Origin of the sequence: Paraburkholderia unamae (assembly GCF_003096875.1) — a bacterium.
Lineage (GTDB): Bacteria > Pseudomonadota > Gammaproteobacteria > Burkholderiales > Burkholderiaceae > Paraburkholderia > Paraburkholderia unamae.
In genome coordinates, this window is the sequence record NZ_QEOB01000024.1 from 32,764 (window position 1) to 59,677 (window position 26,914).

The 26,914-nt window shown below is 65.5% G+C and carries 20 protein-coding genes; 10 read left to right on the forward strand and 10 right to left on the reverse strand.

Annotated features, from left to right (window positions below; genetic code table 11):
• Positions 1-4: 4 nt before the first annotated feature.
• Positions 5-1,306, reverse strand: coding sequence for an MFS transporter (locus tag C7402_RS36515; protein ID WP_116614036.1), 1,302 nt, complete (start codon positions 1,304-1,306; stop codon positions 5-7).
• 200 nt (positions 1,307-1,506) lie between these two features.
• Between C7402_RS36515 and C7402_RS36520 the strand changes: the two genes are divergently transcribed.
• Entirely contained in the window at positions 1,507-2,475 is a 969-nt protein-coding gene (locus tag C7402_RS36520; RefSeq protein ID WP_116614037.1) for a LysR family transcriptional regulator, read from the forward strand.
• A gap of 47 nt (positions 2,476-2,522) precedes the next feature.
• Here the strand turns inward: C7402_RS36520 and C7402_RS36525 are convergent, their stop codons facing one another.
• Positions 2,523-3,632 carry a 4-hydroxyphenylpyruvate dioxygenase family protein gene (locus C7402_RS36525; protein ID WP_112175946.1) on the reverse strand — a complete coding sequence of 370 codons (1,110 nt, stop codon included), beginning with the start codon at positions 3,630-3,632 and terminating at the stop codon, positions 2,523-2,525.
• Positions 3,633-3,932: 300 nt separating this feature from the next.
• Between C7402_RS36525 and shiA the strand changes: the two genes are divergently transcribed.
• Complete coding sequence (shiA, locus tag C7402_RS36530) at positions 3,933-5,249, forward strand: shikimate transporter (RefSeq protein WP_112175944.1); 1,317 nt, start codon at positions 3,933-3,935, stop codon at positions 5,247-5,249.
• 124 nt (positions 5,250-5,373) lie between these two features.
• Positions 5,374-6,144 carry an IclR family transcriptional regulator domain-containing protein gene (locus tag C7402_RS36535; RefSeq protein WP_116614038.1) on the forward strand — a complete coding sequence of 257 codons (771 nt, stop codon included), beginning with the start codon at positions 5,374-5,376 and terminating at the stop codon, positions 6,142-6,144.
• A 43-nt stretch (positions 6,145-6,187) separates the two neighbouring features.
• On the opposite strand, the gene C7402_RS36540 is transcribed toward C7402_RS36535, so the two are convergent.
• The 4 genes from C7402_RS36540 to C7402_RS36555 all read right to left on the reverse strand — a co-directional run bounded on the left by C7402_RS36540 (position 6,188) and on the right by C7402_RS36555 (position 10,508).
• Positions 6,188-7,042 (reverse strand): mechanosensitive ion channel family protein, encoded by an 855-nt coding sequence (locus tag C7402_RS36540; protein ID WP_112175941.1) that lies wholly within the window; start codon positions 7,040-7,042, stop codon positions 6,188-6,190.
• Positions 7,043-7,171: 129 nt separating this feature from the next.
• Entirely contained in the window at positions 7,172-8,362 is a 1,191-nt protein-coding gene (locus tag C7402_RS36545; protein ID WP_244315023.1) for an arginine deiminase, read from the reverse strand.
• A gap of 145 nt (positions 8,363-8,507) precedes the next feature.
• Positions 8,508-9,932, reverse strand: coding sequence for a basic amino acid/polyamine antiporter (locus C7402_RS36550; protein WP_112175938.1), 1,425 nt, complete (start codon positions 9,930-9,932; stop codon positions 8,508-8,510).
• A gap of 114 nt (positions 9,933-10,046) precedes the next feature.
• Positions 10,047-10,508: an outer membrane lipoprotein gene (locus C7402_RS36555; protein ID WP_112175936.1), complete on the reverse strand. Its 462-nt coding sequence runs from the start codon at positions 10,506-10,508 to the stop codon at positions 10,047-10,049.
• 272 nt (positions 10,509-10,780) lie between these two features.
• Between C7402_RS36555 and C7402_RS36560 the strand changes: the two genes are divergently transcribed.
• Positions 10,781-12,202: a basic amino acid/polyamine antiporter gene (locus C7402_RS36560; protein WP_116614039.1), complete on the forward strand. Its 1,422-nt coding sequence runs from the start codon at positions 10,781-10,783 to the stop codon at positions 12,200-12,202.
• Positions 12,203-12,277: 75 nt separating this feature from the next.
• Entirely contained in the window at positions 12,278-13,234 is a 957-nt protein-coding gene (locus C7402_RS36565) for a cation diffusion facilitator family transporter (protein WP_116614040.1), read from the forward strand.
• 49 nt (positions 13,235-13,283) lie between these two features.
• Here C7402_RS36565 and C7402_RS36570 read toward each other — a convergent pair whose 3' ends face one another.
• Genes C7402_RS36570 through C7402_RS36580 form a run of 3 tightly spaced genes read right to left on the reverse strand, consistent with a single transcriptional unit; the run spans position 13,284 to position 18,968 of the window.
• A complete protein-coding gene (locus tag C7402_RS36570; protein WP_165842085.1) occupies positions 13,284-14,795 on the reverse strand; it encodes an efflux transporter outer membrane subunit in 1,512 nt (503 codons plus the stop codon).
• A complete protein-coding gene (locus tag C7402_RS36575) occupies positions 14,782-17,862 on the reverse strand; it encodes an efflux RND transporter permease subunit (protein ID WP_116614042.1) in 3,081 nt (1,026 codons plus the stop codon). Before C7402_RS36575 ends, C7402_RS36570 begins: the two co-directional genes overlap by 14 nt.
• Positions 17,859-18,968, reverse strand: a complete 1,110-nt coding sequence (locus C7402_RS36580; RefSeq protein WP_116614043.1) for an efflux RND transporter periplasmic adaptor subunit — start codon at positions 18,966-18,968, stop codon at positions 17,859-17,861. The genes C7402_RS36575 and C7402_RS36580 overlap by 4 nt, the downstream gene beginning before the upstream one ends.
• Before the next feature lie 287 nt (positions 18,969-19,255).
• Here C7402_RS36580 and C7402_RS36585 point away from each other — a divergent pair, with 287 nt between their 5' ends.
• Together C7402_RS36585 and C7402_RS36590 are read left to right on the forward strand one after the other, a co-directional pair.
• A complete protein-coding gene (locus tag C7402_RS36585; RefSeq protein ID WP_116614044.1) occupies positions 19,256-19,873 on the forward strand; it encodes a LysE family translocator in 618 nt (205 codons plus the stop codon).
• Between the two features lie 120 nt (positions 19,874-19,993).
• Positions 19,994-22,372 (forward strand): DNA polymerase II, encoded by a 2,379-nt coding sequence (locus tag C7402_RS36590; RefSeq protein WP_116614045.1) that lies wholly within the window; start codon positions 19,994-19,996, stop codon positions 22,370-22,372.
• Between the two features lie 21 nt (positions 22,373-22,393).
• On the opposite strand, the gene C7402_RS36595 is transcribed toward C7402_RS36590, so the two are convergent.
• On the reverse strand, positions 22,394-23,797 hold the full coding sequence (locus C7402_RS36595) for an aminotransferase-like domain-containing protein (protein ID WP_112175922.1): 1,404 nt from the start codon (positions 23,795-23,797) through the stop codon (positions 22,394-22,396).
• Between the two features lie 168 nt (positions 23,798-23,965).
• Here C7402_RS36595 and aptA point away from each other — a divergent pair, with 168 nt between their 5' ends.
• The 3 genes from aptA (at position 23,966) to C7402_RS36610 (ending at position 26,908) form a co-directional block, all read left to right on the forward strand.
• On the forward strand, positions 23,966-25,294 hold the full coding sequence (gene aptA, locus C7402_RS36600) for an omega-aminotransferase AptA (protein ID WP_112175920.1): 1,329 nt from the start codon (positions 23,966-23,968) through the stop codon (positions 25,292-25,294).
• Between the two features lie 228 nt (positions 25,295-25,522).
• Complete coding sequence (locus C7402_RS36605; protein ID WP_112175919.1) at positions 25,523-25,771, forward strand: hypothetical protein; 249 nt, start codon at positions 25,523-25,525, stop codon at positions 25,769-25,771.
• A gap of 45 nt (positions 25,772-25,816) precedes the next feature.
• Complete coding sequence (locus C7402_RS36610; protein ID WP_112175917.1) at positions 25,817-26,908, forward strand: NAD(P)/FAD-dependent oxidoreductase; 1,092 nt, start codon at positions 25,817-25,819, stop codon at positions 26,906-26,908.
• The last annotated feature ends 6 nt before the right edge of the window (positions 26,909-26,914 follow it).

Sequence of the window (26,914 nt, forward strand, 5' to 3'; positions counted from 1 at the left end):
GCTCTCAGCTCACGCGCCGTTCGCGAATCGCGCTCACGGCGCACAGCGTGACAACGCCGCACGCAACGAGGTAGAGCGCGGGAGCAAGCGGATTGCCCGTTTTCGCGATGAGCCAGGTGACGATGAACTGCGAGCTGCCGCCGAACACCGTCACGCCCACGCTGTAGATGACCGACAGGCCGCTGGCGCGCACGCTGGCGGGCAGCAATTCCATGAGCATCAGCAGCATGGGCGTCGAGCCGAGATTGGCCGCCGCGGTCAGCATGACCGAAAGCGCGAGCACGAGCGGCACGCTCGGCATGCGCGTCATGAGCCAGAATGCGGGCACGACGGCCACCACGTTGAAAAGCAACGCGCCGATCACGAGCGGCTTGCGGCGCGCGAGACGGTCGGCCAGACGCCCGGACACGAGCGAGGCGACCAGCATCGTGAGACCCGTGGCGCAGCCCGAGAGCAGCGAGAGCGAAGGCGGCATCTTGAGCACGCGGATCATGTAGGTCGGCATGAAGAACACCACGAGATACATGCCCACCGTGCCCGCCGTGACCGAGAGAATGCCAAGGCCCACTTTCGCGCCGTGCTCGCGCATGAGCGTGCCGAGCGGGCTCGGCGCATCGGGCTCGGCTTCGTGCGTTTCGTCGAGCTTCGAGCGGATATAGAGGCCCACCGGCGCGATCAGAAGACCGCCGAGAAACGGCAGGCGCCAGCCCCAGCTCTCGAGCGCCTGCGGCGACAGCGTGGCGTACAGCACCGCGCCCGTGAGCGCGCCGATGAGCGCCGAGATGCCCTGGCTGCCAAGTTGCCAGCTCACGCGAAAGCCGCGCTGCCCCACTTCGCCCGCCTCCATCAGCATGGCCGTGGACGCGCCGATCTCGCCGCCCAGCGAAAAGCCCTGCAAAAGACGCCCGGAGAGAATCACGAGCGAGCCCATCACGCCGGCCTGCGCGTAGGTGGGCGCGAACGCGATGCACAGCGTGCCCGCCACCATCAACGCAATGGTCAGCGTCATCGCGGCCTTGCGCCCGCGCCGGTCTGCGTAGCTGCCGATCACGAGGCCGCCGAGCGGGCGCATGACGAAACCGATGCCGAAGGTCGCCACGGCGAGCAGCAGCGAGCCATAGGGGCTATCGGAGGGGAAAAAGAGCCGGCCGATCAGAAGCGCGAAGAAGCTGTAGACCGTGAAGTCATACATTTCGAGCGCATTGCCGATCGAACAGGCGGCGATCAGGCGGAACTGGCTCTGACGAGCGGCCGCGGGCGGCGCAATGAGCTTCGAGGCGTCGGCGCTGAGCGTTGCGTCATTCATGGCGGATCTCCGCGAGCGGTGAGGACAGCGGTGGAAAGATGAAAGGATGCGAATGCGACGTGGCCGGACGATATTCAGGCCGGTCTCACTTTTGAAAGAAGTCACAAATTTTCATCTCGATAACCAGATAGAATCACCGCCATAACCATTGGGCGCGGGCCATTGTCGTTTTCCATGAGCGCGGCGCGGGAGAATCCGGAATGAAACTGCACCAGTTGCGTGTCCTGCTCGCCCTTGCGCAGCACGGCAGCATGCATGAGGCGTCGCGCAGCCTGCATATATCGCAGCCGGCGCTGTCCAAGGCGATCGCGGAACTGGAGCGGGAACTGGGCGTGACGCTCATGTCGCGCTCGGTGCGCGGCGTGAGCCTCACGAACTACGGGCGGGCGCTGGCGAAGCGCGCAAGCGTGGTCGAACAGGAGTTGCGCCATGCGCAGGAAGACATCGAAGCGATGCGGGGGCACGCCGAGGCGCAGTTGAATATCGGCTTTTCGGCCGTGGCGTCGAGCGGGCCGCTGCCCGCCTCCATCGCGGCGTTTCGCGCGCGCTTTCCGGGCGTGGCGCTGCACGCGTACGAAATGCGGCCGCAGCAGATTCTCGAAGGGTTGCGTGAGGGCCGCCTGGACCTCGCGCTCATCTCGACCAACAGCGGCCCCGGCACGGGCGCGTTCCAGTGGGAGCCGCTCTTTTCCGTGGGCATGCTGCTCGCCGCACGGCCGGGGCATCCGCTCGCGCGCGCCACGCGCCTGCGCGATCTGCTCGACGCCGACTGGCTCACGCTCGACCCGCTCGACGACCCCGGCAGCCCGCTCGCGAGCCTCATGCGCCTGCACCGCCTGGACATGCCGAGGCGCGTCGTGCAGAGCGCATCGAACCTGCTCGGCCTGCAACTCGCGACCTGCACGGACCTCATCAGCATGTGGTCGGATTTCGTGTTCTACGGCACGGACGGCCCGCTCGTGCTCAATCGCGACGCGTTGCACACGCTGCCCATCCGCGACGAGCTACCCGACTTCCATGTGTTCATGGTGTACCGCTCGACCGACCTGATGACCCAGGCGTGCACCGAGTTCAGCAAGGAGATTCGCCATCGCAGCCGCACGATGGTCTCGCCGCGCGCGGCCGCAACCGGGCCGTCGCGCTCGCGCAGGGCGGCGGGCGCGAAGTAACGTTTAAAGCGCTAACGTTGCAAAGCGTGATAAGCGTGCTCAGCGTGCTATTTGCCGGCGGCACCGCGCGCGCGAGCGAGCACGTCGAGGTTGCCCTCGCCGAAGCCGTGATGGCCGCTGCGCTGCACGATTTCGAAAAAGATCTCGCCGGGATGGCGTTTCACGAAGGTCTGGAAAAAGAGGCGCGGCACGCCGTCCGCGCCGATTTCGCCGTCGATCAGGACCTGACGCGCGCGCAGCGCCCCGACGTCCACGCCGTGGCCGGGCAGGCGCGCATCCACGCTGTCGTAGTAAGCGGGCGGCGGCTCGACGAATTCCACGCCATTGGCCTTGAGCGCATCGACGCTCGCCAGAATGTCGTTGGTCGCCAGCGCGATGTGCTGCACGCCCTCGCCGGGATGCTCGGGCAGATAGTCGTGCAGCAGTTGCGTGCGCCGCGTGCCTTCCTCGTACACGGGAATACGCAGTTCGCCATCGGGCGAGACCATCACGCGCGATTCCTCCGACACATGCCAGTTCGCGTTGATTTCATGGATCTCGCGGAAATGCAGCAGGTTGCGATAGAAGTCGAGCCATTCCGCAATGCGGCCCGCCCCCACCGTTTGCGTGAGGTGATCGATGCGCGTGAGGCCGGTGCCGCCGTGATCGAGGTCGGTATGCGCGGTGGCGACGTCGATCGGCCGGAAGTCGATATCGAAGATCGAAATGTCGCCCACGCCGCCGCGCTGGCCGCCACGGCCGCGCCAGCGGTCGACGAAATAGAGGTGCGAGTCGCCAATGCCCTGAATGGCCGGAATGCTCAGCTCGGACGGGCCCACGCGCTCGCCTTCGAACGCCCACGCGCCAAGCGAGATGGCGTGCTCGAACGCGCGCTGCGCGTTTTCCACGCGCACGCCGATGGCGCAGATACCCATGCCGTACTCCTGCGCGTAGCGCGCGGCGAACGAGTCGGGCTCGGCATTCACGAGGAAGTTCATCTGGCCCTGGCGATAGAGCGTGACGGCCTTGCTCACATGGCGCGCGATCGCCTTGAAACCGAGTTGTTCGAAGCGGCGGCCCAGGTCGGCCGGATTGGGCGCGGCGAACTCGACGAACTCGAGTCCGGCCATGCCGAACGGATTGTCCGCCTGCGGCGGAAGGCTGGAGGGGCTGGACATGCAATGGGCTCCTGACGCAAGCGCGGAAACAGACACGAAGCAAGCTTCGCCGCGGTTCGCGCGAAGCACGCCGATTTTAACCAGTTCGTACACATTTCACGAAGGCCTGCGCCGGGCCAGCGGGCGCGCCATCTCGGTGCAAACCCGCAAAACGTTCGATTATCGCACGCACATGCGCGATAATCGCGCAAAACGACGCCCCCACGCATTGCCGGACAGCGCGCCCCGCCCTATGCTCCGTTTCACCGTAGGCGCACGCGCTCAAGCATGGCACAGGCGCACATAGATTGGAGACACCTCATGACCCCATCCTTCGACACCGCCGGCACGCCCGACGCCGCCAATCGTTCGAAGCCGCGCAGCCAGGCCCGCAAGGCGGCGCTCGGCAGCTTCGTGGGCGCCGTCGTCGACTGGTACGACTTCCTGCTGTACGGCATCGTGGCCGCGCTGGTGTTCAATTCGGCCTTCTTCCCGCAAGTGGGCAAGACGATGGGCACGCTCGCCGCCTTCGCGACCTTCGGCGTGGGCTTCCTGTTCCGTCCGCTCGGCGGCATCGTGTTCGGTCACTTCGGCGACCGGCTCGGGCGCAAGCGCATGCTCGTGCTCACCGTCATGATGATGGGTCTGTCCACCGTGGCGATCGGCCTGTTGCCGACCTTCGCGACGATCGGCTGGTGGGCGCCCGTGCTGCTCGTCACGCTGCGCGCGCTACAAGGCTTCGCCGTGGGCGGCGAATGGGGCGGCGCGGCGCTCATGGCCGTGGAAAGCGCGCCGAGCGGCAAGAAGGCCTTCTATAGCAGCGGCGTGCAGGTAGGCTACGGCGTGGGCCTCGTGCTCGCCACGGGCATCGTCTCGCTCCTGAGCCACACGCTCGGCGAGGCGGGCTTTCGCGCGTGGGGCTGGCGCCTGCCGTTCCTCTTCAGCGTGGTGCTCGTGCTGGTGGGGCTGTGGGTGCGCTCCAGCATGGACGAGTCGCGCGAGTTCGTCGAGAAGGTGGAGCACGGCGATCGCAAGCTGAAGATGCCGGTGCTCGAAGCGCTCACGCGCCACCCCAAGGCGTTCCTTTACATCATCGCGCTGCGCCTGGCCGAACTCTTCACGATGTACATCGTCACCGCGTTCGCGCTGAGCTATTCGACCACCAACCTCGGCATGTCGCGCGATCTGTTCCTCGGCATCGGCCTCTTCGTGGGCGCGCTGAGCTGCGTGACGATCCCCTGCTTCGCCTGGCTCGCCGACCGCCTCGGGCTGCGCCGCGTCTACCTGGTCGGCGCGTTCATCGGTCTCGTGAGCGCCGTGCCGTTCTTCCTCGCGCTCGAAGCGCGGGCCACGGTGTGGATCGTGTTCTTCTCGGTGATGCTCGCCAACATCGCCCACGACATGGTCGTGAGCGTGCAGCAGCCGCTCTTCACCGAACTGTTCGGCGCGCAATACCGCTACAGCGGCGCGGGCGTCGGCTATCAGTTCGCGAGCGTCGTGGGCGGCGGCTTCACGCCGTTCATCGCCGTGGCGCTGGTGGGTTTCGGGGGCGGCTCGTGGCACCTCGTCGCCACGTATCTCGCGATCGGCTGCCTGATCTCGCTGATCGTCGCGGCGCGCATGAAACCGGCGCAGTGATCGCGCGCCCCATTCTCCTTCGCAAGCCGCAGACGTTGGCCGTCTGCGGCTTTTTCCGCTTTTTCCATTGCCGCTTGCGCGTGATGGTGATGGCGCGGAATGCGGCACGAAGCCTCGCCCGCCGATGAAGAATCCGCCCCTGGATCGGCGCGACTGGATCGCCGGACTCGAAAAAGGCCTCGCGATTCTCGAAGCCTTCGACAGCGCGCACGCGCGCATGACGCCCACCCAGGCCGCCGAGCGCACGGGACTCTCGCGCACCGCGGCGCGCCGCTATCTGCTCACGCTCGAATCGCTCGGCTATGTCCAGTCCGACGGCCGCCTTTACGGCCTCACGCCGCGCGTGCTGCGCGTGGGCTGGTCCTATTTCGATTCGGCGCGCCTGCCGCGCACCGTGCAGCCCTATTTGCAGCAGCTCAGCGCGACGCTCAACGAATCGGCCTATGTGAGCGTGCTGGACGGCTGGGATCTCGTGGTGATCGCGCGCAACGGCGTGTCGCGCGTGATGACGACGGGCTTCGTGCTGGGTGCGCGCGTGCCCGCGCCGCTCATCTCCCCTGGCGTGGTGCTGCTCGCGCACGAGGCGGATCAGGCGGCGGTGTCGGCATGGCTCGATACGGTCGAGCTTTCGCCGTTCACGCCGCATACGATCACGAGCGCCGCGCGCCTGCGCGAAAAGATCGTGCGCGCGCGTGTGGAAGGCTACGCGCTCATCGAGCAGCAGTTGCAGGTGGGCGTGCGCGGCGTGGCGGTGCCGCTCAGGAATCGCAACGGCGAAGTGGTCGCCGCGCTCAGCACCAACATGCTGATCGGCGATGAAAGCCCCGAGGCCGCCATCAAGCGCGTGCTGCCGCATCTCCAGGAAAGCGCGCTCGCGATGCTCAACGTGCTGTAGCGCGGCGCGCCAGAATAGTGTCCGTGGTGTCCGGCGCGCGGACTCACGAACGCGTCAGCGCCGCGTTGCCCGCCATGCGCGCCGGAGCGGCACCCGCCACCGCGAGTCCCGCCGTGGCGAGCGCATCGCGCGCGTGGCCGCGCAAGTCGTCGACCGCATACGGCGCATCCGGGTCGCGCACCCACGCGCTCAGACGCAGCCGCACGCCGCCGCTCGACGGATAGCTCTCCACCGCAACGGTCGGCGCGAGCGTCGTACCCGTTTGCACGCGCGGCTCGGCGGCCACCATCTCCTTGAGCTTGCCGATGGCCGCGTCCACCTGGTCGCGCCGCGCGAGATCGATCGTCACGTCAACACGCTGCGTGCCGCCGCTGCTGTAGTTGATGACCGGATTGCTCCAGATCTGACTGTTCGGCACGTACACGACGTTGCCGTCGCCACGTTCGATGCGCGTGGTGAAGAGTCCCACTTCACGCACGATGCCCGCGGCCGCGCCGCTGCCTTCGATCACGTCGCCGGCGCGAAACGGCCGCAGCATCAACAACATGATGCCGGCCGCGATATTTTGCAGCGTGCCTTGCAGCGCGAGACCGATGGCGAGACCGGCGGCGCCGAGCGCTGCAAGCACGCTTGCGGTGGCGATGCCGACTTCACTGAGCGCGGCGACGATGGCGATCACGCGCACGGCCCACGCGGCCATGCCGGCAAGCATGGGCGCGAGCGTCGGGTCCGCGTGCGAGCGCATCAGCATGCTCGCGAACAACTGCGCAATGCGGTTTGAAATCCACCAGCCGATCACGAGAATCAGCACGGCGACGATCAGATGCATGACATCCTGCGTGACCGTCGCGAACAGCGACGGTTGCAGATGAAAGAGGCGATTGAGGAATGCGTCCATAGTCGAGGTTCGGGCGGTTGCAATGGAGCGTGAGGCGCGAGCGCGCGCCAGACACTCCACGGCAGCAGCCTCCATGCCCGAAAGCTTTGAAAGCGTTCGGGCATGGCCCCGAGTGCGTGCGAACCCGAGCTAGAACTCGACCGCGTCGCGAACGATGGGGCACGTCATGCAGTGGCCGCCGCCCCGCCCGCGTCCCAACTCCGCGCCCACGATGGTCACGACCTCGATGCCCGCCTTGCGCAGCAGTGTGTTGGTATAGGTATTGCGGTCGTAGGCGAACACGACGCCCGGCGACGTGCAGACCAGGTTCGCGCCGCTGTCCCACTGCGTGCGTTCGCGCTGGTAATCGTTGCCGCCCGCCTCCACGACGCGCATCTTCTTGATGCCTAGCGCCGCGCTCACCACGTCGACGAAGGACTTCTTCTCCTGATGCAGTTCCACGCCCGCCGGATGATCGCTCGGCCGGTACGAGAACGTGCGCGTGCGCGCAAGGAAGTCCGGCGCGATCAGCACGCAGTCGCGGTCGGCGAACGTAAACACGGTGTCGAGGTGCATGGCCGCGCGGATCTTCGGCATGGCCGCCACGATCACGCGCTCGGCGGCGCCACGCCGGAACAGCGTGGCCGCGAGCTGGCTGATCGCCTGGCGCGAGGTGCGCTCGCTCATGCCGATGAGCACCGTCTTGTTGCCGATCGGCATGACGTCGCCGCCTTCGAGCGTGGCAAGCCCGTGATCCTGCGTGGGGTCGCCCCACCACTCGTTGACCTTGCCCGCGAAGTCAGGATGAAACCGGTAGATCGCCGTGGTGAGGATCGTTTCCTCGTGCCGCGCGGGCCAGTAAAGCGCATTGAGCGTCACGCCGCCGTATATCCAGCAGGTGGTGTCGCGCGTGTACAGCGTGTTCGGCAGCGGCGGCAGCAGATATTCGGTGGCCCCGGCCGCTTCGCGTACGACCTTGAGCGCCGCGCCGCCGTGCGCCTCCGGAAAATCGTAGATCGACAGGCCACCTAACAATGTTTCGGCGAGCTTGCGATTGTCGAGCCCTTCCAGATAGCTTCTCAACTCGTCGATGAACCCTAGCCCGACCTGGTTCGGCACGATCTGGTTGTCGAGTATCCACTTCTTGCCTTCGGGCACGCCCACCGTTTCGGTGAGCAGGTTGTGCATTTCGAGCACTTCCACGCCACGATCGCGCATTTTCGTCACGAAGTCGAAATGGTCGCGCTTCGCGTTGTCCACCCAGAGCACGTCGTCGAACAGCAACTCGTCGCAATTGCTCGGCGTGAGACGCGAATGCGCCATGCCCGGTGCGCACACCATCACCTTGCGCAATTGCCCGACTTCCGAATACACGCCAAACGCGCTCTCGTCCTTCGTCTCGCTCTTTTCCCCACCCTTCTTACCGCCTTTCGCCTTGGACATATCGATCTCCGCTCATTGCGTGCAATGCCCGCACACCTGCTGATTAGACCGCCATGACACCCGTGGCCAGCGAAACGACGCCCACGATGGCCGCTACGGCCGCTACGATGAAAATCGCCCAGTCGCTCATGCCTTCGAAAACCTTCAGCTTGCGCTCGCGTCGCGCGATGACATAGAGCACCGTGCCCGGCGCGTAAAGAATCGCCGAAAGCAGAATGAACTTGAGGCCGCCCGCGAGAATCATGAACACGGTATAAATCACGGCCACGGAAGCGATCACGAGATCGCGCCTGCGCTCCTCGGGCCGGATCTCGTAGCTCTCGCCGCGATTCGAGACCATCCAGCCATAGGCCGCGACGAACAGATAAGGAATGAGCGACATCGAACTCGTGAGATTGAGCATCAACGCAAATGCGTCGCTCGAAAAATAGGTGCTCGCAACGAGTATCTGCACGACGATATTGGTGATCCACAGCGCATTGGCCGGCACGTTGTTGGCGTTCTCGCGGGCGAACACGGCGGGCATGTCCTTGTTGCGCGCCGCGGCGAACATCACTTCCGCGCAGATCAGCGACCACGCGAGATACGCGCCGAGCACCGACACGATCAGCCCGATACTCACGAAGATTCCGCCCCACGGGCCCACCACGCTTTCGAGCACGGCCGCCATGGAAGGCTGCCGCATGCCCGCCACGTCGCCGCGCGGCAGCACGGCGAAAGGCAGCATCGAAACGAGCACCATGAGCGCCGTCACGCCGACAAAGCCCATGATCGTTGCGCGGCCCACGTCCGTGCGCTCCTTCGCGTAGCGCGAATACACGCTGGCGCCTTCAATGCCGATGAAAACGAACACGGTGACGAACATCGTCGCGCGTATCTGCTGGATCAGGCCGCCCTCCTGCGCCGCCGACTCGATATTCAGGTGGAACGTGCCGTATCTGAAGACGAAAAGCAGGATGACGATGAACACAATGATCGGAATGACCTTTGCAAACGTCACGACGGTATTGATGAAGGCCGCCTGCTTCACGCCGCGCAGAATGAGGAAGTGAAACAGCCAGATGCCGACAGAGGCCACGACAATCGCCACGACGGTATTGCCGTCGCCGAACACCGGAAAAAACGCGCCCAGCGTGGACTTGATCAGCACCCAGTAGGAAACGTTGCCAATGCAACTGCCGATCCAGTACCCGAAGGCCGAGAGGAAGCCGGGGTAATCGCCGAAGCCTTCCTTGGCGTAGACGAACACACCGGCGTCGAGGTTCGGCTTGCGCTCGGCGAGCGCCTGGAACACGCGCGCGAGCGTGTACATGCCGATGCCCGCGACGAGCCAGGCAATCGCCGCGCCGACCGGCCCCGTGGCATTGGCGAAGGTGCGGGGCAGCGAGAAGATCCCGGCCCCCACCATGCCCCCGACTACCATCGCCGTCAGTTGCAAGCGACTCATCTTCTGCTCGGTATCGGCCATCGGTTTCCTCGCTTTGTCTGGAACTTCGCGTGATCGACAGGCGCAACCCGCATTGCACTTCGCGTGCGGACGTCCTGAAGCGTGTCTCCTGCGCTACGGCGCTCACGCCCGCTTTTAGCGGGTCACGCGCACCGAGTTGTTGCCGAGCAGCACGCGCACGCGGTCGCCCGGAACAAACTGCTGATCCGCGTCCTGGACCACCGACATCAGTTGGCCGGAATCCAGACGCACACCGATTTCAAGCCCTGCCCGCTGCGTGGCGCGTTGCTCCACGGCATTGCCCGCCACGCCGCCCAGCACCGCACCGCCTATGCCCGCGGCAACGGAGCCCGAGCCGCGCCCGATCGTACTGCCGGCCGCGATACCGCCCAGCGCGCCTCCCGCAACCGCGCCCACGCCTGTCGGGCCGGGTTGAATCGTGACGGGCCGCACCGTCTCGACCACGCCGACCTCCACCACGAACACTTGCTGCGCCTGGGCCGGTGTGAAAGTCGAACCCGAAGTCGGCGCCTCGCAACCGGAGAGCGCAATTGAGGCAATGAGCGAGCCAAGCAGTGTTCCAGCGAGATATCGCATGACAATCCCCCTTAAACGATCATTGCGCGCACAGGCAGTTTGCTAACGACCTGCACGTTCGCTCATTAGCGAACATCGGGCAGGCAAGGCCGGCGGTACGCCACGCCGATCCATCATCGGGACACCTGACGAACATTATGGAATACGATTGACGCATGATGCGTTCAACCTGCCCTCTATTCCGGAATATTTCAGCGATTCAATGTGGCGCGCATTTTTAATCCGCGATTTCTCGCGCCTGTATTGCGATATGGCGAATGTGAGAACAATGGATGAATACGAAATCGACGGATGAACAAAAATTGTCGCTCCCGGTTCTCACGGCCATGGTCGTGGGGTCGATGGTCGGTGCGGGCATCTATTCGCTGCCGCGCAACTTCGCCCTCGAAGCCGGCCCCAAGGCCGCCGTCATTTCATGGTGCATTGCGGGAGGCGGCATGTACATGCTGGCCCGCATCTTCCAGTTGCTCGCGCAAATCCGGCCCGACCTCGACTCCGGAATTTTTGCCTACGCGCGCGACGGCTTCGGCGGCTACGCCGGTTTTCTCTCCGCGTTCGGCTACTGGATGGCCGGTTGCTTCGGCAATGTCTCCTATTGGGTGCTGATCAAATCCACACTCGGCGCATTTATCCCGGCATTTGGAAACGGCAATACGCCAATCGCCATTGCCATATCGTCAGTGGGAATATGGTCATTTCACTGGATGCTCCTGCGCGGCATCAAACAGGCCACGCTCATCAATGCGATTCTCACGGTCGTCAAGATTCTGCCCATATTCGTTTTTATCGGTATTTTGAGTGTCCTGGCGAGCGCCGAGCCTTTCCGGATGAATCTGGCGGAAAGCGCCGGTGCGCTGGCGCCGCAAGTCAAAGGCACCATGCTCGTCACGGTTTTCGTGTTTCTCGGCATCGAAGGGGCGAGTGTGTATTCGCGCTATGCGAAAAAGCGCTCGGACGTGGGCGCGGCGACAATACTCGGCTTCGCCTTCGTGCTCTTGCTGCTCGTGCTGGTGACGCTGCTGCCCTATGCGCTGCTCATGCGAGCCGACATCGCCGCGATGCGGCAGCCGTCGATGGCCACCGTGCTCGGCGCGGCCGTTGGCTCGACCGGCACCGTGTTCATCGGCGGCGCGCTGATCGTCTCCGTGCTGGGCGCGTACCTCGCGTGGTCGCTGATCTGCGCGGAAGTGCTCTTTGCGAGCGCGCGCGAGAACGCCATGCCGGCCGTCTTCGCACGCCGCAACGCGCGCCAGCTTCCCACCGCCGCCATCTGGCTCACGAGCGGCGTGGTCCAGGCGTTCGTGATCAGCACGTATTGGTCCACCGACGCGTTCACGCTCATGTTGCGCCTCACGAGCGCCATGGCGCTCATCCCCTACTTCTTCGTCGCGACCTTCGGTCTCAAGGCCATTCGTGCATTGCCGCCATCGGCCATCAGCACACGCAAACGCTTCCAGCACTACGCCACGGCGGCCATTGCCACGATCTATACCGTGTTCCTGCTCTATGCTTGCGGGGTGGAGTTGCTCGTCATGTCCGCATTGCTGTATGGCCCCGGCAGCCTGTTGTACATATGGGCCCAGCGCGAGCGCGGCAAGCCGCTTTTTTCCCGGCCCGAGTGGTGCGCATTTGTCGTGGTGATGGGCGGTGCCCTCGTGGCGATTTACGAGCTGAGCACCGCCGCCTGGCGTTAGCCGTACGTGACGGGCGCCTCACCTCGATCGCGATCATCGGGGCGCCGTCAATCGAACCTTCAAACGCCTGGGATCATGCCAATCACCTCCGCGCTTCGCAAGGCGCAGCTCGCCGCCGTCGAGCAGCGCGCGATGAAGATTTCGATCTACGTCGTGTGCCTCGGCTTCGCGGCCAATGTCGGTTATGGCTTTTTCGTTCAGTCCGATACGCTGCTGCTCACGGCGATCTTCTATCTGCTCAATCTCATCAGCTCGGCGCTGGGCCTGCTCGCCGCCACCGCGATCAACCGCCCGGCGACCAACCGGTTCGAGTATGGCTACTGGTTCCTGGAGCCGCTCGTCAACGGCATTAACGGCCTCATGATGCTCGTGGTGTGCGTGTATGGCTTCGTGAACGGCCTCGAAGGGTTGCGCTCGGGCGGCCACCTGGTCAACGCGCACGGCGTCATCGCAATCAGTGCCGCGAGTTGCGTGGTCTGCTTTGCCATGGTGGTGTACAAGAAGCGCGCGGCCGCGCAAATCCGCTCCAAGCTGCTGAAAACCGACGGCTGGAAATGGATCATGAAATTCTCGTTCAGCGCGGCCACGCTGCTCGGTTTTTTCGTGTATTCGATCCTGCCGGAGAGCGTGCGCGACCAGTGGGCCCACTATATCGACAGCGCCATGACGGCCGGACTTTCGCTGGTTTTTCTCTCCGTGCCCGCAAAAATCGTGCGCAACAGTTTTGCCGAATTGCTCCATATGAGCCCGGAAAGCAACAACCCCTCGGAGCAGATCCAGACGGAACTCGCGAAGTTCGAACGCGAACTTGGCATCGTGCGGCACCACACGCACGTCATTCAGGCGGGGCGGCGCAATTTCGTCGAGGTCAACGTGCTTGCCGATGCAGCTTCCTCGTTGCGCGATATCGGCTCGCAGGACCGCTTGCGCGAACGCATCTGGCGTTTGCTGGAGACGAACCCGATCGAAAGCCGCCTCACCGTGCAGATCACCGCCGACCCGCGCTGGGAAGACGGACGCCAGCCGGAATGACCGGTGATCGACTGCACGGCGCAACCGTCACCACACGGTCACCCCACTGTTACCAGAGCGCGCTCAACGAAGGCGACAACGACAGCGGCGTACCCGTCTTTTCCCAGCCGCCGCCCATCGCCCTGAAGAGCGCGATCTGCGCGCTCAATTCCCCCACGCGCTCGCGCACGAGCGCAGCCTCGCTGTCCGCGAGCGCGAGTTGCGCGCGGTCCACGTCCATGCGCCCCACCTCCCCCACGCGCAACTGCGTTTGCGCCTTGCCGAGCAGCGTGCGGCGCTGGGCCACTTCGTCGTTGCGCGCGGCCTGGAGTTGCGCCTGGCGCGAAAGCCGCGCGAGCGCCTGCTCGACATCGAAAAGCGCGCCGCTTGCGGCCTTTTCATAGGCGAGTTCCGCCGCGCGCGCCTGCGCGTCGGTGGCCTGCACGCGCGATTCGCGCGCGCCGAAGTCGATGAGCGGCAACATGGCCGCCGCACCGAAAAGCCAAAGCGTGCTCGGCCCGAGCGACTGGCCCGCGATCTCCCAGCCATTGCGCGCGAGCACGGCGCTCAATGAAAACGTCGGCCAGTAGTTCAGGCGCGCGACATCGGCCTGACGAATGCTGGCAAAGAGGCGGTCGCGCGCGGCGATCAGATCGGGGCGGCGTTCGAGCAGATCGACGGGCTGGCCGGGTGCGATGGCGGGCAGCGCGCGCGGCAGTCCCGTGGTTTCGTCGAGCACGCTCGCCAGTTCACCGGGCTTCGCCGCGCAGAGTTGCTCGATGGACAGGCGCGCCGCCACGATCGCGCTATTGACCTCCTGCTCGCGCGCCTGCACCTGAGCGAGCGCCGCGCGCGCCGCATCGATATCGGTGCTCAGCACCACGCCGGCCACGAAGCTGTGCTGCGCGATCACCACGAAGTCCGCTGCAATCTGGCGGCTTTGCACGATCAGGCGGCGCTGCTCGATCAGTCCGCGATACGTCACATAGGCGTCGGCCACGGTCGCGACCACGGCGAGCCGCGCAGCCTGCGCGTCGCCCGCTGCGGCAAGCGTCATCGCGCGCGCGGCGGCAAGCCTCGCACGCCCGCGCCCGAACACGTCGATCTCCCATTGCGTCTGCAAGCCGACGCGCCAGAACTGCGCATCGAGATCGGTGATGCCCAGAAACTGTGCGAATTCCAGTTGCGTTTCGCCGCCGTGATATTTCGCGGCTTCCACGCCCACGCCCACCGTCGGCAGCAGCGCGGAGCGCGCCGCCAGGATGTTCGAGCGGGCGTCGTCCACGCGCGTGGCCGCGAGCGCGAGATCGTAGTTGTGCTCCAGCGCGCGCTGAATCAGCGTGGTGAGCGCCGGGTCGTCGTACTGGAGCCACCAGTTGGCCAGCACGGTTTCGTCGGGCGCCTGCGCGGGCGCGGCGGTGTCGGGCTCGCGTTGCTCGTACTGCGCCGGCATGTCCGGGGGACGGTCCAGCTTCAACGGCCCGCTGCATCCGGCGAGCACGGAAAGGAGCGCGGGCGCTGCGAGCCTGCGCGCCAACGGCCACGCGCGCGCATCCGTGTGGCAGGCATCACGACGCTTCATGCGGCCCTCCGTCCGGGCGGCGCGGCTCGCGCGGCTGCGTCTCGTCGCTGCGAATCGAAAAGAACTGGACATACAGCGCGGGCACCGCCGCCATCGTCAGCACCGTTGCGAACGCCAGGCCCGCCATCATTGTGATCGCCATGTCCTTGAAAAACGGGTCCCACAGCAACGGCACCATGCCGAGTATGGTCGTGCCAGCCGCCAGCGCGACCGGTCGCAGGCGGCTTTTCGAACCGTCGATCACCGCGCGCATGCGCGGCACGCCGGAGGCAATCTGAAGATCGATTTCATCGACGAGCACCACGCCGTTCTTGATGAGCATGCCGATGAGGCTGAGCAGCCCGAGCAGCGACATGAAGCCGAACGCCCCGCGAAAGATCAGGAGTCCGAGCGTGACCCCGCAGATCGACATCGGCACGACGAGCAGCACGATCAACGCGGGCTTGAGCCGCCCGAACATGAACAGCACGAGCAGGAGCATGGCGGCAAAGCCGATCGGCAACTGGCGGAACAGGCTTTCCTTCGCCTTGTTCGACGACTCGTACTCGCCACCCCATTCGAGCCGGTAGCCCGGCGGCAAGCGGATTGCCTCGATGGGCGCGCGAATGCGCTCGAAAGCGGCCACGCTGTTTTCACCATAACGCGTGCCCGCTGATACGGTCAGCGTGCGGATGCGGTCGCGCCGCGAGATCAGGCCGTCTTCGGTGCCGTACGTGATGCCCGTGAGCACGTCCGAGACCGGCACATAGCGGCGCTGGCCGAGGCTGAACACCTGAAGGCCCGCGAAGCGCTCCACGCCGCTCTTGCCCGCAGGTTCGTCGAGCACGACCGGCAACAGCAGATCGTTGTCGCGGAAGATGCCGATGCGAAGACCTTCGGTCGCATACGCAAAGGTGTCGTTGAGCTGGCGTCGCGTGACGCCCTGTGCGCGGGCGCGCGTGTCGTCGAACACCGGGCGCACCACGTTGACGGGGTTTTCCCAGTCGTCGCGTATCGATTGCAGACCGGCGTCCTTGTGCAGCACGGCTTCAGCCTGCACGCCCAGGCTGCGCAGCACGGCCGGATCGGGACCGAGAAAGCGCGCCTGGATCGGCAGCCCGCTGGAGGGGCCGAAGTTCGGCCGCGTGACCGACCAGCTAACGTCGGGAAAGCGCTTGCGCAACTCGGCATCGAGCGACGGGATCATGCTGTCGATGCGCGAGGCGTCGTCCACCGTCACGATGAATTGCGCGTACGAGGGGTCCTGCGTCTCGGGGTCGTAGACCAGAATGAAACGCGTCGCGCCACCGCCGATGTAGGTGCCGACGTTCACCACGCCTGTTTGCGAGAGCAACAGCTTTTCCGGTCCTTTCGAGCGCTCCATTACCGTGCGGATATCCGCGCCGCGCGGCAGGCGCATGTCCACGTAGAAAATCGGATTGGTCGACGCCGGAAAAAAGCTCTGCTCGACGAACTGAAAGCCCCAGACGCAACCGGCCAGCAGCACCACCATGAAACCGATCACCCACAGGCGCCTGCGCTCGACCCAGCCGAGCAGCCGCCCGTAGCGGCGATACAGCGGCGCGTCGAACGGGTCCGCCTGCTCGCCCTCCTTGCGGCGAAAAAAATAATGCCCCAGCAAAGGCGTGAGCGCGATCGCGATGACCCAGCTCAGGAGCAGCGAGATGGCCGCGACCGCGAACAGCGACGCGCAAAATTCCCCGACCGCGTCGGGCGACATGCCGATGCCCGAAAACGCGAGAATGCCGACCACCGTGGAGGCGAGCAGCAACCACTTCCCCTGCTTGAGCACCTGCGCGGCGGCCTCGACATGCGAGAGCCCTTTCTCCACGCGCACGAGCATGCCTTCGCAAACGACGATGGAATTGTCGGTGAGCATCCCCATCACGATGATGAGCGCGCCGAGAGAGATGCGCTGTAACTCAATGCCTGCCGCATACATCACGAACAGCGTGCCGAGAATCGAGAGAAACAGTTCGATGCCGAGCACGACGCCCGCACGCCACCCAAGACCGATGCCGAGCGCCACGGTCACGATGCCGACCGAGAGCATGACGTCGAGCACGAAGCCGCGCACGGCCGCATCGACGGCGTCGGGCTGGTCGTAGAGCACGTGCAGCTCGATGCCGAGCGGCCGGGCGCGTTCGAGTTCTTGCAACCGCTCTTTCACTTCCTGGCCGACCTTGACGACATTCACGCCGGAGCGCGCGCTAATGCCGATCGTCAAGGCATCCTGACCGTTGTAGCGAATCGCTTGCGTTGGTACGGCGGCATAGCCGGAATGCACGCGGGCCACGTCTCCAAGCAGCAGCTCGCCGGGTGTCGTGCCCACCGGCAACGCGCGAACGGCCGCGAGCGTGTCGAGCGTGCCGGTTGGCGCGAGGCGGATCAACTGATCGCCCACACGCTCGCGGCCCGCGGTGCGTATTTCGTTTTGCACGCCGAGCGCCTGGGCAATGTCGTCCGGCGAAAGATTGTTCGCCGCCAGCAAGGCCTGATCAGCCGTGATCGTGACCTGCTCCTGCTGATTGCCCGCGATGACGATATCCGCCACGTCCGGAATGGTGAGCAGTTCCTTGCGCAACTCGCGCGCGTAATCGAAAAGCTGCGCCTGCGAATAGCCCTTGCCTGTAATGGCGTAGAACATGCCATACACGTCGCCGAAACGGTCGAACACAATGGGCGGCCCCGCGCCCGGCGGCAGACGTGGCGTCACGTCGCTCACCTGGCGGCGCAACTGCTCCCAGATCTGCTGCAATTGCTTCGACGCGTACTGGTCGCGAATCTGCACGCGCACTTCCGAATAACCCGCCATCGAACGCGAACGAATGAAGTCCACCTGCTCCAGTTGCTGCACGGCGCTTTCGATGCGGTCGGTCACCTCGCTTTCCACCTGCCGTGCGCTGGCGCCGGGATAGAGCGTGACCACCACCGCCGTCTTGATCGTGAACTTCGGATCTTCGAGGCGGCCAATGTCGATATAGGCAACGATGCCGCCGATCAGCGACACCAATGCAATGGTCCATGCAATCAGCGGTTTTTCGATGAGCGCTCGCGCGAGATTCATGGGTTCGCTTCCAGTGGGCGAACGGCTTCGCCCTCGCTCACGAACTGCGCCCCGGCCGCCACCACCTGGTCGCCCGCTTGCAGCGCGCCGCTCACGACAGCATCGTTCTGGCGGATCTCGCGCAACGCGACGGCGGTGCGGTGAACGCGATGCGTCGCGGCGGCGTATTTCCACACCGCGCGGCTGCCGTCCGCGGCGACCGTCAACGCATTGACCGGCACGATCAACGCGCTCTGGGCGGCGGGCGAGCCCGGCACGTCGATGCTCACGCGCAGCGCCATGCCAGGCAGCAGCGTCAACTGTTCGGGCCGCGCCAGCGAGAACAGCAGGCGATACACGCTGCCGGCGGGCGTGGCCAGCGTGGAGTGCTCACGATAGACGAGCGGAAACACCGTCGAGGGCCGATCGGGCGGCCAGGCGCGCGCCTGTAGCGTGCGGTCGAACGGCAGCGACTCGGCCACGTTCTGCGGCAGCGCCACGCCCACCTCCAGGCGCGAAGTCGCTTCGAGCGTGAAAACGGGCGCGCCGGCCTGCACCATTTGCTGCGTTTCGATCGTGCGGCGCGCGATGCGGCCGTCAAACGGCGCCACGAGCCGGGTATTGCGCAGATCGCGGCGTGCGAGGTCGCGTTGCGCGCGCGCGATATCGGCAGCGGCCTTGAGCTGGTCATACCCTGCGCCGGAGAGGATGTTTTCGTCGCGCAGCACGGCCTTGCGCTTGAGGTCCTCGGCGAGCTGGTTGTATTGCGCCTCGGCGCGCTGCACCTGGAGCCGGTACGGCTCGTCGTCGATGCGGGCGAGCAACTGGCCTTCGCGCACGCGCGCGCCGTCGAGCACGGCGATCTGCACGACGCGTCCCGGCACCTCGAAGGCGAGCGCGGAGATATTGGTCGTTTCGACCTGGCCTGCGAACACGCGCAATTCGCTCGCGCCGCTGGTGCCGACGGCGATCAGTTCGACCGGGCGCGGCTCGCGCACCTGCTCGGTTGGCGCAGGCTTGCCACAGGCCGCCAGCACGGTGACGAGCGCGAGCGCGATCACAAGCGCCGGCCGCGACGTGCCGGGCTTCAAGGCTGGAAGGGTTGAAAAGGCATCCTGACCGCTCATTCGCGTCCTCGCAATCAGTCGACTGATCATCGGTCGAACGCTTGTCGCCACGCGTTCGCTAACGTTCGACCGTGAATGACCGGTGCCGATGCCAATCCTTATGACCAGAGCCGAGCATAGCGGATTCTCGCGCGGCGAAATTCGAACGCGGCCAGCCGGACAGTTCCCGACAATCCCCCGCCAATCCGTACCGCCCACCGTTCTCGCAACTGTACCGGTACTGTACCGCGCACTCCCGATACACTGGCTTCGGTCGATTCTGCATTTTTCCCGGAGCCTCCCGCCCTATGCCGCCCGAACTGTACAGCGCGTTGCCCGCCGGCATGCTCTTCGTTGTGGTCACGACCATCACGCCCGGCCCCAATAACACCATGCTGCTCGCCTCCGGCGTCAACTTCGGTTTTCGCCGCACGGTGCCGCACATACTCGGCATCAGCGCGGGCGTCGTGGTGCTCATGCTCTCGGTGGGCTTCGGGCTTGGCGAAATGTTCCGGCACATTCCGGCGCTCTACGTCGTGCTGGAAACGGCGAGCATTGCCTATCTGCTTTATCTCGCGTGGAAAATCGGCACCTCGGGCGACCTCAAGGTGAAAAGCGGCGAACACCGGCCCATGCGCTTTCATGAAGCCATTGCGTTCCAGTGGGTCAACCCCAAGGCGTGGATGATGGTGCTCACGGCCGCCACCACGATCCGCCTTTCTACGGACTTCGGCCTCAACACGATGGTGATGGCGGGCCTGTTCTATGTGATCGGGCTGCCCTGCATCTGCGTGTGGGCCGCGTTCGGCACCGGCATGCGGCGCTTTCTCTCGAACCCGCGGCGGCTGCGCGCCTTCAACGTCGCCATGGCGCTCTCGCTGCTCGTTTCGCTGTATCCGATGTTCGCGCATCTGCTCGGGCATTAAGCCTGCCCCGACGTCGCTTCGTACGTCGTTCCGCAGGTTGTTTTCCGCGTATTTTCGCGGTTAAGGCGCCGCTCAACCGCTACAATCGCAAGCGGGAAACATGGGCGGCGGAGTCACACTTTGTCTGAGTTTGAAGCGGGTTTTATTCTCACCCGCCATTGGCGCGATACGGGCGAACACACCGAGGTCGAGTTCTGGCTCGCGACCGAAGCGGGACCACGCCGTTTGCGCCTGCGTCCGCAGCCTTCGGTCGCCTTCGTCCCCGCCGCGCAAGAGGCGGCCGCCCGCGTTGCGTTGAAGAGCGACGCGCGCGCCGAGTTTCGCACGCTTGCGCTGCGCGACTTCCAGCACCGCCCGGTGCTTGGCCTCTATTGCCCGCAGTATCGCGCGCTCGCCGCCCACGCGAAGCGCCTCGCGAAAGCGGGCGTGGATGTCTACGAAGCCGATATTCAACCGCACGAGCGCTACATGATGGAGCGCTTCATCACTGCGCCCGTGCTGTTTCGCGGTGAAGCGGCGGTGATCGCCGAAAGCGGCGGCGTGCTGATCGACGGCGAGATGAAGCCCGCGAACGGTTATCGCCCGCGCCTGAAGCTCGTGTCGCTCGATATCGAAACGAGCGCGCAAGGCGAGCTTTACTCCATCGCACTGGAAGGCTGCGGGCAGCGGCAGGTCTACATGCTCGGGCCCGCGAACGGCAACGCGGATACGCTCGACTTCGACTTCGAATACTGCGAGAGCCGCGCGCGCATGCTCGAGCGCCTCAACGCGTGGATGGGTCAGCACGATCCCGACGCGATCATCGGCTGGAATCTCGTGCAGTTCGATTTGCGCGTGCTGCACGCCCACGCGCAGCAAACCGGCGTGCCGTTGCGGCTCGGGCGCGGCGGCGAGGTCATGGAGTGGCGCGAGCACGGCATGCGCGAGAACCACTTTTTCGCGGGCGCCGCGGGCCGCCTCATCATCGACGGCATCGAGGCGCTGCGCTCGGCCACATGGAGCTTCCCTTCGTTCAGCCTCGAATATGTCTCGCAGGTGTTGCTGGGCGAAGGCAAGTCGATCGACAACCCATATCAGCGCATGGACGAGATCCAGCGCCGCTTCGACGAAGACAAGCCCGCGCTCGCGCGCTACAACCTCAAGGACTGCGAACTGGTCACGCGCGTCTTCGAAAAGACCGAGCTGATTGCGTTCCTGCTCGAACGCGCGTCCGTGACCGGTCTGCCCGCCGATCGCAGCGGCGGCTCGGTCGCCGCGTTCACGCACCTGTATCTGCCCAAGATGCACCGGCTGGGCTTCGTGGCGCCGAATCTCGGTGACGTCGTAGGCGAAAACAGTCCCGGCGGCTTCGTCATGGACTCGCGCCCCGGCATCTACGACTCGGTGCTCGTGCTCGACTACAAGAGCCTGTACCCGTCGATCATCCGTACGTTTCTGATCGACCCGGTCGGGCTGATCGAAGGCCTGCGCGACCCTGGCGACGAGGCCTCGGTGGCGGGCTTTCTCGGCGCGCGCTTCTCCCGCGAGCAGCACTGCCTGCCGGAGATCGTGCGCCAGGTCTGGGAAGAACGCGAGAACGCGAAACGCCAGCACAACGCCCCGCTTTCGCAGGCGCTCAAGATCATCATGAACGCGTTCTACGGCGTGCTGGGTTCGACGGGCTGCCGCTTCTTCGATCCGCGTCTCGCTTCATCGATCACGATGCGCGGGCACGAGATCATGCGCAGAACGCGCGCGCTCATCGAAGCACAGGGCTACGACGTGATTTACGGCGACACCGATTCGACCTTCGTGTGGCTGCGGCACGCGCACAGCGAGGCCGACGCCGCACAAACCGGCAAGCGGCTCGTCGAGCACGTCAACGCGTGGTGGAAGCACGAACTGCGCGAGCGCTACGGCCTGGAAAGCGCGCTGGAACTGCAATTCGAGCGCCACTACTCGCGCTTTCTCATGCCTACGGTGCGCGGCGCCGAGGAAGGCAGCAAGAAACGCTACGCAGGCCTGACGATTTCGAAGAGCGGCGCCGAGGAAGTCGTGTTCAAAGGCCTCGAAACCGTGCGCACCGACTGGACGCCGCTCGCGCAGGAGTTTCAGCGCGAGCTTTATCGCCGTATTTTCCAGCGCGAACCGCACGTGGAGTACATCCGCGACTATGTGCGGCGCACGCTCAATGGCGAACTGGACGCGCAACTCGTCTACCGCAAGCGCCTGCGCAGGCCGCTCGTCGAATACCAGCGCAACGTGCCGCCGCACGTGCGGGCGGCGCGCGTCGCTGACGAGTTCAATCGGGCCAAAGGCCGTCCGCTCCAGTATCAGAATGGCGGCTGGATCAGCTACGTGATGACGACGGCGGGGCCCGAGCCGCTCGAAACGCTCAGCTCTCCGCTCGATTACACGTTCTACGTGAGCCGCCAGCTACAGCCCGTGGCCGACGCGATTCTGCCCTTCCTGCGCGAGGATTTCGACACGCTGATGTCGGGCCAGCAGAGTTTGTTCTAATCACGCGCCCTGCTCCGCACCCTAACGCACCCGCTCGATGAACCGCCAGAGCGCGTCGTCCATCGAATACGGCGCGTTGAAGCGAAACCACGCGCTCGGCGCGTCGTCGGGCCGGAAATAGGAGCCAGGCGCAAGCCAGATGCCGTCGCGCAGCGCCGCCGTGGCGATCTCGCCCGCGCGCCCGGGCTCGACGCCAAGCCGCGCCCACACGAAAAGCCCCGCGCGCGGCCGGTGGAACACTTCCAGCCCGAGCGCGTCGAGCCGCTCCTCCACGCACGCGTGCGCGGCCTTGAGCCGCTCGTTCACGAGTTCGACGTGGCGCGCGTGGCGCCCTTCGAGCAGCACCTTGTCGACAACCCGCTCGATCGTCCCCGACGACGTAAGCCCCACTGCCATCTTCGCGCGCGCCAGTTCGCGCAGCACGTCGCGCTCCGCGACCACGTAGCCGCAGCGCAGCGAGGGCGTGACCGTCTTCGAAAAGCCGCCCACGTAAAGCACGCGCTGCAAGCCCTCCATCGCGGCGAGAAGCGGCGCGCCCGGCGGCGCAAGCTCGCGGCTCACGTCGTCCTCCACGACCCACATGCGCTGTCGCTCGGTGATCTGCAAGAGGCGGAAGGCATTGGCCATCGTGAAGGTCGCGCCCGTGGGGTTCTGGAGCGTCGTGTTCACGAAAATGGCTTTCGGCTGGTGCGCGGCCACCTGGCGCTCCAGCGCGTCGATGTCGAGCCCCGCCGGCGTGCGCGGCACGCCGTGCACCACGAGCCCGGCGAGTTTGAGGATCTGTAGCAGGTTGCAATAACCGGGGTCTTCCACCAGCACCGCGTCGCCGGGGCGCAACAGCGTGCGCACGATCAGGTCGAGCCCCTGCGTCGCGCCCTGGGTCAGCAGGACGTTCGACACCTCGACGGGCAGCCCCTGGCGGTCCAGTTGCGCCGCGATGCGCTCGCGCAGCGGCGCATAGCCGTAGGGGTGCCCATAGTCGCCCAGGCGCACGGCGGGCACGCGGCCCATCGCGCGCAGGGCGTGGTGCAGGCCGCTTTCGTTGATCCATTCGCCGGGCACCCAGCCGCAACCCGCCTTGATCGGCACCGAGTGATCGGCGTAGACATCGGAGAGCAGCCACGTGGCCGTGAGCGTGGGCGGCTGCCAGCCCGCGACGCTCGCGGGCACCGCCTCGCTGCGCGGCGCCACGCGGTAGCCCGAGCCGCGCCGCGCGACCACGAAACCCATCGAGACGAGCCGGTTGTACGCCTCCGTCACGGTATAGGTGGAGAGCGCATGCGTTTGCGCGAGCTGCCGTACCGAGGGCAGCAGCGCGCCCGCGCGCAGCGTTTGCGCCTCGATGGCGCGCGTGAAAGCCAGCACGAGTTGCTCGACGAGCGTGGTCGAAGCGCCGCGTCCGCGCTCCAGTGCGAGTTCGATCATGGAAAAACAGGGCGATGGTGCGAGGGAAAACCCGGGCGATCCGGGCGCCGACCAATACAGTTGGCGCGAATTGTCCAGCACGGTTTTTGGATCAGTATAGGGACTGTGTATGCCGTGCTTCAAGCCCGGACGCTACAGTTGCACGAATCAACCCGAGGAGGATTACCCATGACTTCGCGCCCCGTCATCGACGACCTGTCGTCGTTCTGGATGCCGTTTACGGCCAACCGCCAGTTCAAGGCCGCGCCGCGCCTGCTCGAATCGGCCAAGGGCATGTACTACCGCACGACCGACGGCCGCGAAGTGCTCGACGGCAGCGCGGGGCTTTGGTGTGTGAACGCGGGCCATGGGCGCGAGGAAATCGTCGCGGCGATCGCCCAGCAGGCCGGTACGCTCGACTTCGCCCCCACCTTCCAGATGGGTCACCCGCTCGCTTTCGAGGCCGCCAAAAAGGTCGCCGAAATCATGCCGGCCGGGCTCGATCGCATCTTCTTCACCAATTCCGGCTCGGAGTCCGTCGACACCGCGCTGAAAATCGCACTCGCCTACCATCGCGCGCGCGGCGAAGGCCAGCGCACCAAGCTCATCGGCCGCGAGCGCGGTTATCACGGCGTGGGCTTCGGCGGCATCTCGGTGGGCGGCATCGGGCCCAATCGCAAGGCGTTTTCGGGCCAGTTGCTGCCCGCCATCGATCATCTGCCGCATACGCACGATCTCCAGCACAACGCCTTTTCGAAAGGCCAGCCGGCCTGGGGCGCGCATCTGGCCGAGGACCTGGAGCGCATCGTCGCGCTGCACGACGCCTCGACCATCGCGGCCGTGATCGTCGAGCCGGTGGCGGGCTCCACGGGCGTGCTGATTCCGCCGCAAGGCTATCTGCAACGCCTGCGCGAGATCTGCACGAAGCACGGCATCCTGCTGATTTTCGACGAGGTCATCACGGGCTTCGGCCGCCTCGGCAAGGCCACCGCCAGCGAGTATTTCGGCGTGACGCCCGACATCATCACGATGGCCAAGGCGATCAACAACGCCGCCGTGCCGATGGGCGGCGTGGCCGCGAGCCGCACGGTTCACGACACGGTCGTGAACAGCGGCGCGCCCGGCGCAATCGAACTGTTCCACGGCTACACCTACTCGGCGCACCCGCTCGCCGCCGCCGCCGCGATCGCGACGCAGGACCTGTATCGCCGTGAAGGCCTGTTCGAGCGCGCCAACGCCCTCGCGCCGAAGTTCGAGGCCGCCGCGCACGCGCTGCGCGGCGAGAAGCACGTGAAGGACGTGCGCAACCTCGGCCTCGTGGCCGGCATCGAACTCGATTCGCGCGACGGCGCGCCCGGTGCACGCGCTTACGAAGTTTTCGTGAAGTGCTTCGAGGCGGGCGTGCTGATCCGCTTCACGGGCGACATCCTGGCGTTCTCGCCGCCGCTGATCGTGACCGAGGAAGAAATTGCGCGCCTGTTCGGCACGGTGCGCGACGTGCTCGCCACGGTGCAGTAAGCGGCGCCACGCGTGCAAGGGCGGCCCGGGTTCGGGCCGCTTTTTTTTTGCGGACGCCGATCGTGCGGCGGCGCTTCGTACGTGCGCCCTGTTTCGCGGCAACCGCGCCACTCGCCGCGCTGCGCCACTCATCAAGCACGGAACACGCCATCGGCGTATCGTTTCCCTATCTGCCAGGCGAGCGCGCCATTCACGCGCGCTTAGCCCATTGTGCGAGGAGGGAATCCCATGAAGATGCCAGTGCGCACCGGCGCCCATATCGAGGGCGTCCACTGGATCGCCGAATATTCGGAAGCGACCCAGCAGATCCGTGTTTTCCGCGACGGCCGCGAGGTCGATACGATCCCGGCGCCCGCGTCCATGTTCGGTGAGGAACGCGACGCGGGCTCGGCCAGCGACGCCGCGAGCCGCGCCGAGGAAGCCGCGCTGCTCGCCTGCCTGCGCCGTTACGTGGCCGACGTGCAGCCCGAAGAGTAGGAGTCTTGAACGTTTTCCCCTTCGTCTAGCAAGGAGAGCTCGCCGATGAACGAGCGCAACGCTCATCTTCCCCCGCCCACCGGAACGACCGAAGCCACCGAAACCATTGAAACCGATGCGCTCATTATTGGCGCGGGGCCGGTGGGCCTGTTCCAGGTGTTCGAGCTAGGCTTGCAGGACATTCACGCGCACGTGGTCGATTCGCTGCCCGTGGCGGGCGGCCAGTGCGCGGAGCTCTACCCCGACAAGCCGATCTACGACATTCCCGCCGTCACCATGTGCACGGGGCAGCAACTCGTCGACGCACTGATGAAGCAGATCGAGCCGTTTGGCGCAACGTTTCATCTTGGTCAGGAAGTGCAGGTCGTCGAGCGGCGCGGCGACGGCCGCTTTTTCGTGCAGACGAGCAAAGGCACGCGCTTTCTCGCGAAGACCGTATTCATCGCGGCGGGCGTGGGCTCGTTCCAGCCGCGCACGCTCAAGGTGAGCGGCATCGACCAGTATCGCGACACGCAGCTTTTCTATCGCGTGCGCGACCCCGAACGCTTTCGCGACAAGGATATCGTGGTGTGCGGCGGCGGCGATTCCGCGCTCGACTGGGCGTTGCAACTCGTGGACATCGCGCAGAGCGTGATTCTGCTGCACCGGCGCGAGTCGTTTCGCGCGGCCCCGGCAACGGTTGCGAAAATGCAGGCGTTATGCGAAGCGTGGCGCATGCAGTCGATCGTCGGCCAGGTCAGCGGGTTCGACGACGAAGGCGGCAAGCTCACGCGCATCAAGGTGACGGGCGGCGACGGCGTCACGCGCTCGCTGGAGCTCGATTGCCTGCTGGTGTTTTACGGCTTGTCGCCGCAGCTCGGGCCCATCGCGCAATGGGGCCTCGAAATCGAGCGCAAGCAGTTGCCCGTGGATACGGCGCGCTTCGAAACGAGCGTGCCCGGCATCTTCGCCGTGGGCGACATCAATACCTATCCCGGCAAGAAGAAACTGATTCTCTCGGGCTTTCACGAAGCCGCGCTCGCCGCATTCGGCGCGGCGCATCACGTCTTTCCCGAGAAGAAAATTCATCTGCAATACACGACAACCAGCACGCACCTGCACAAGGTGCTCGGCGTGGAGTCGCCGGTATTCGACTGAACGCGG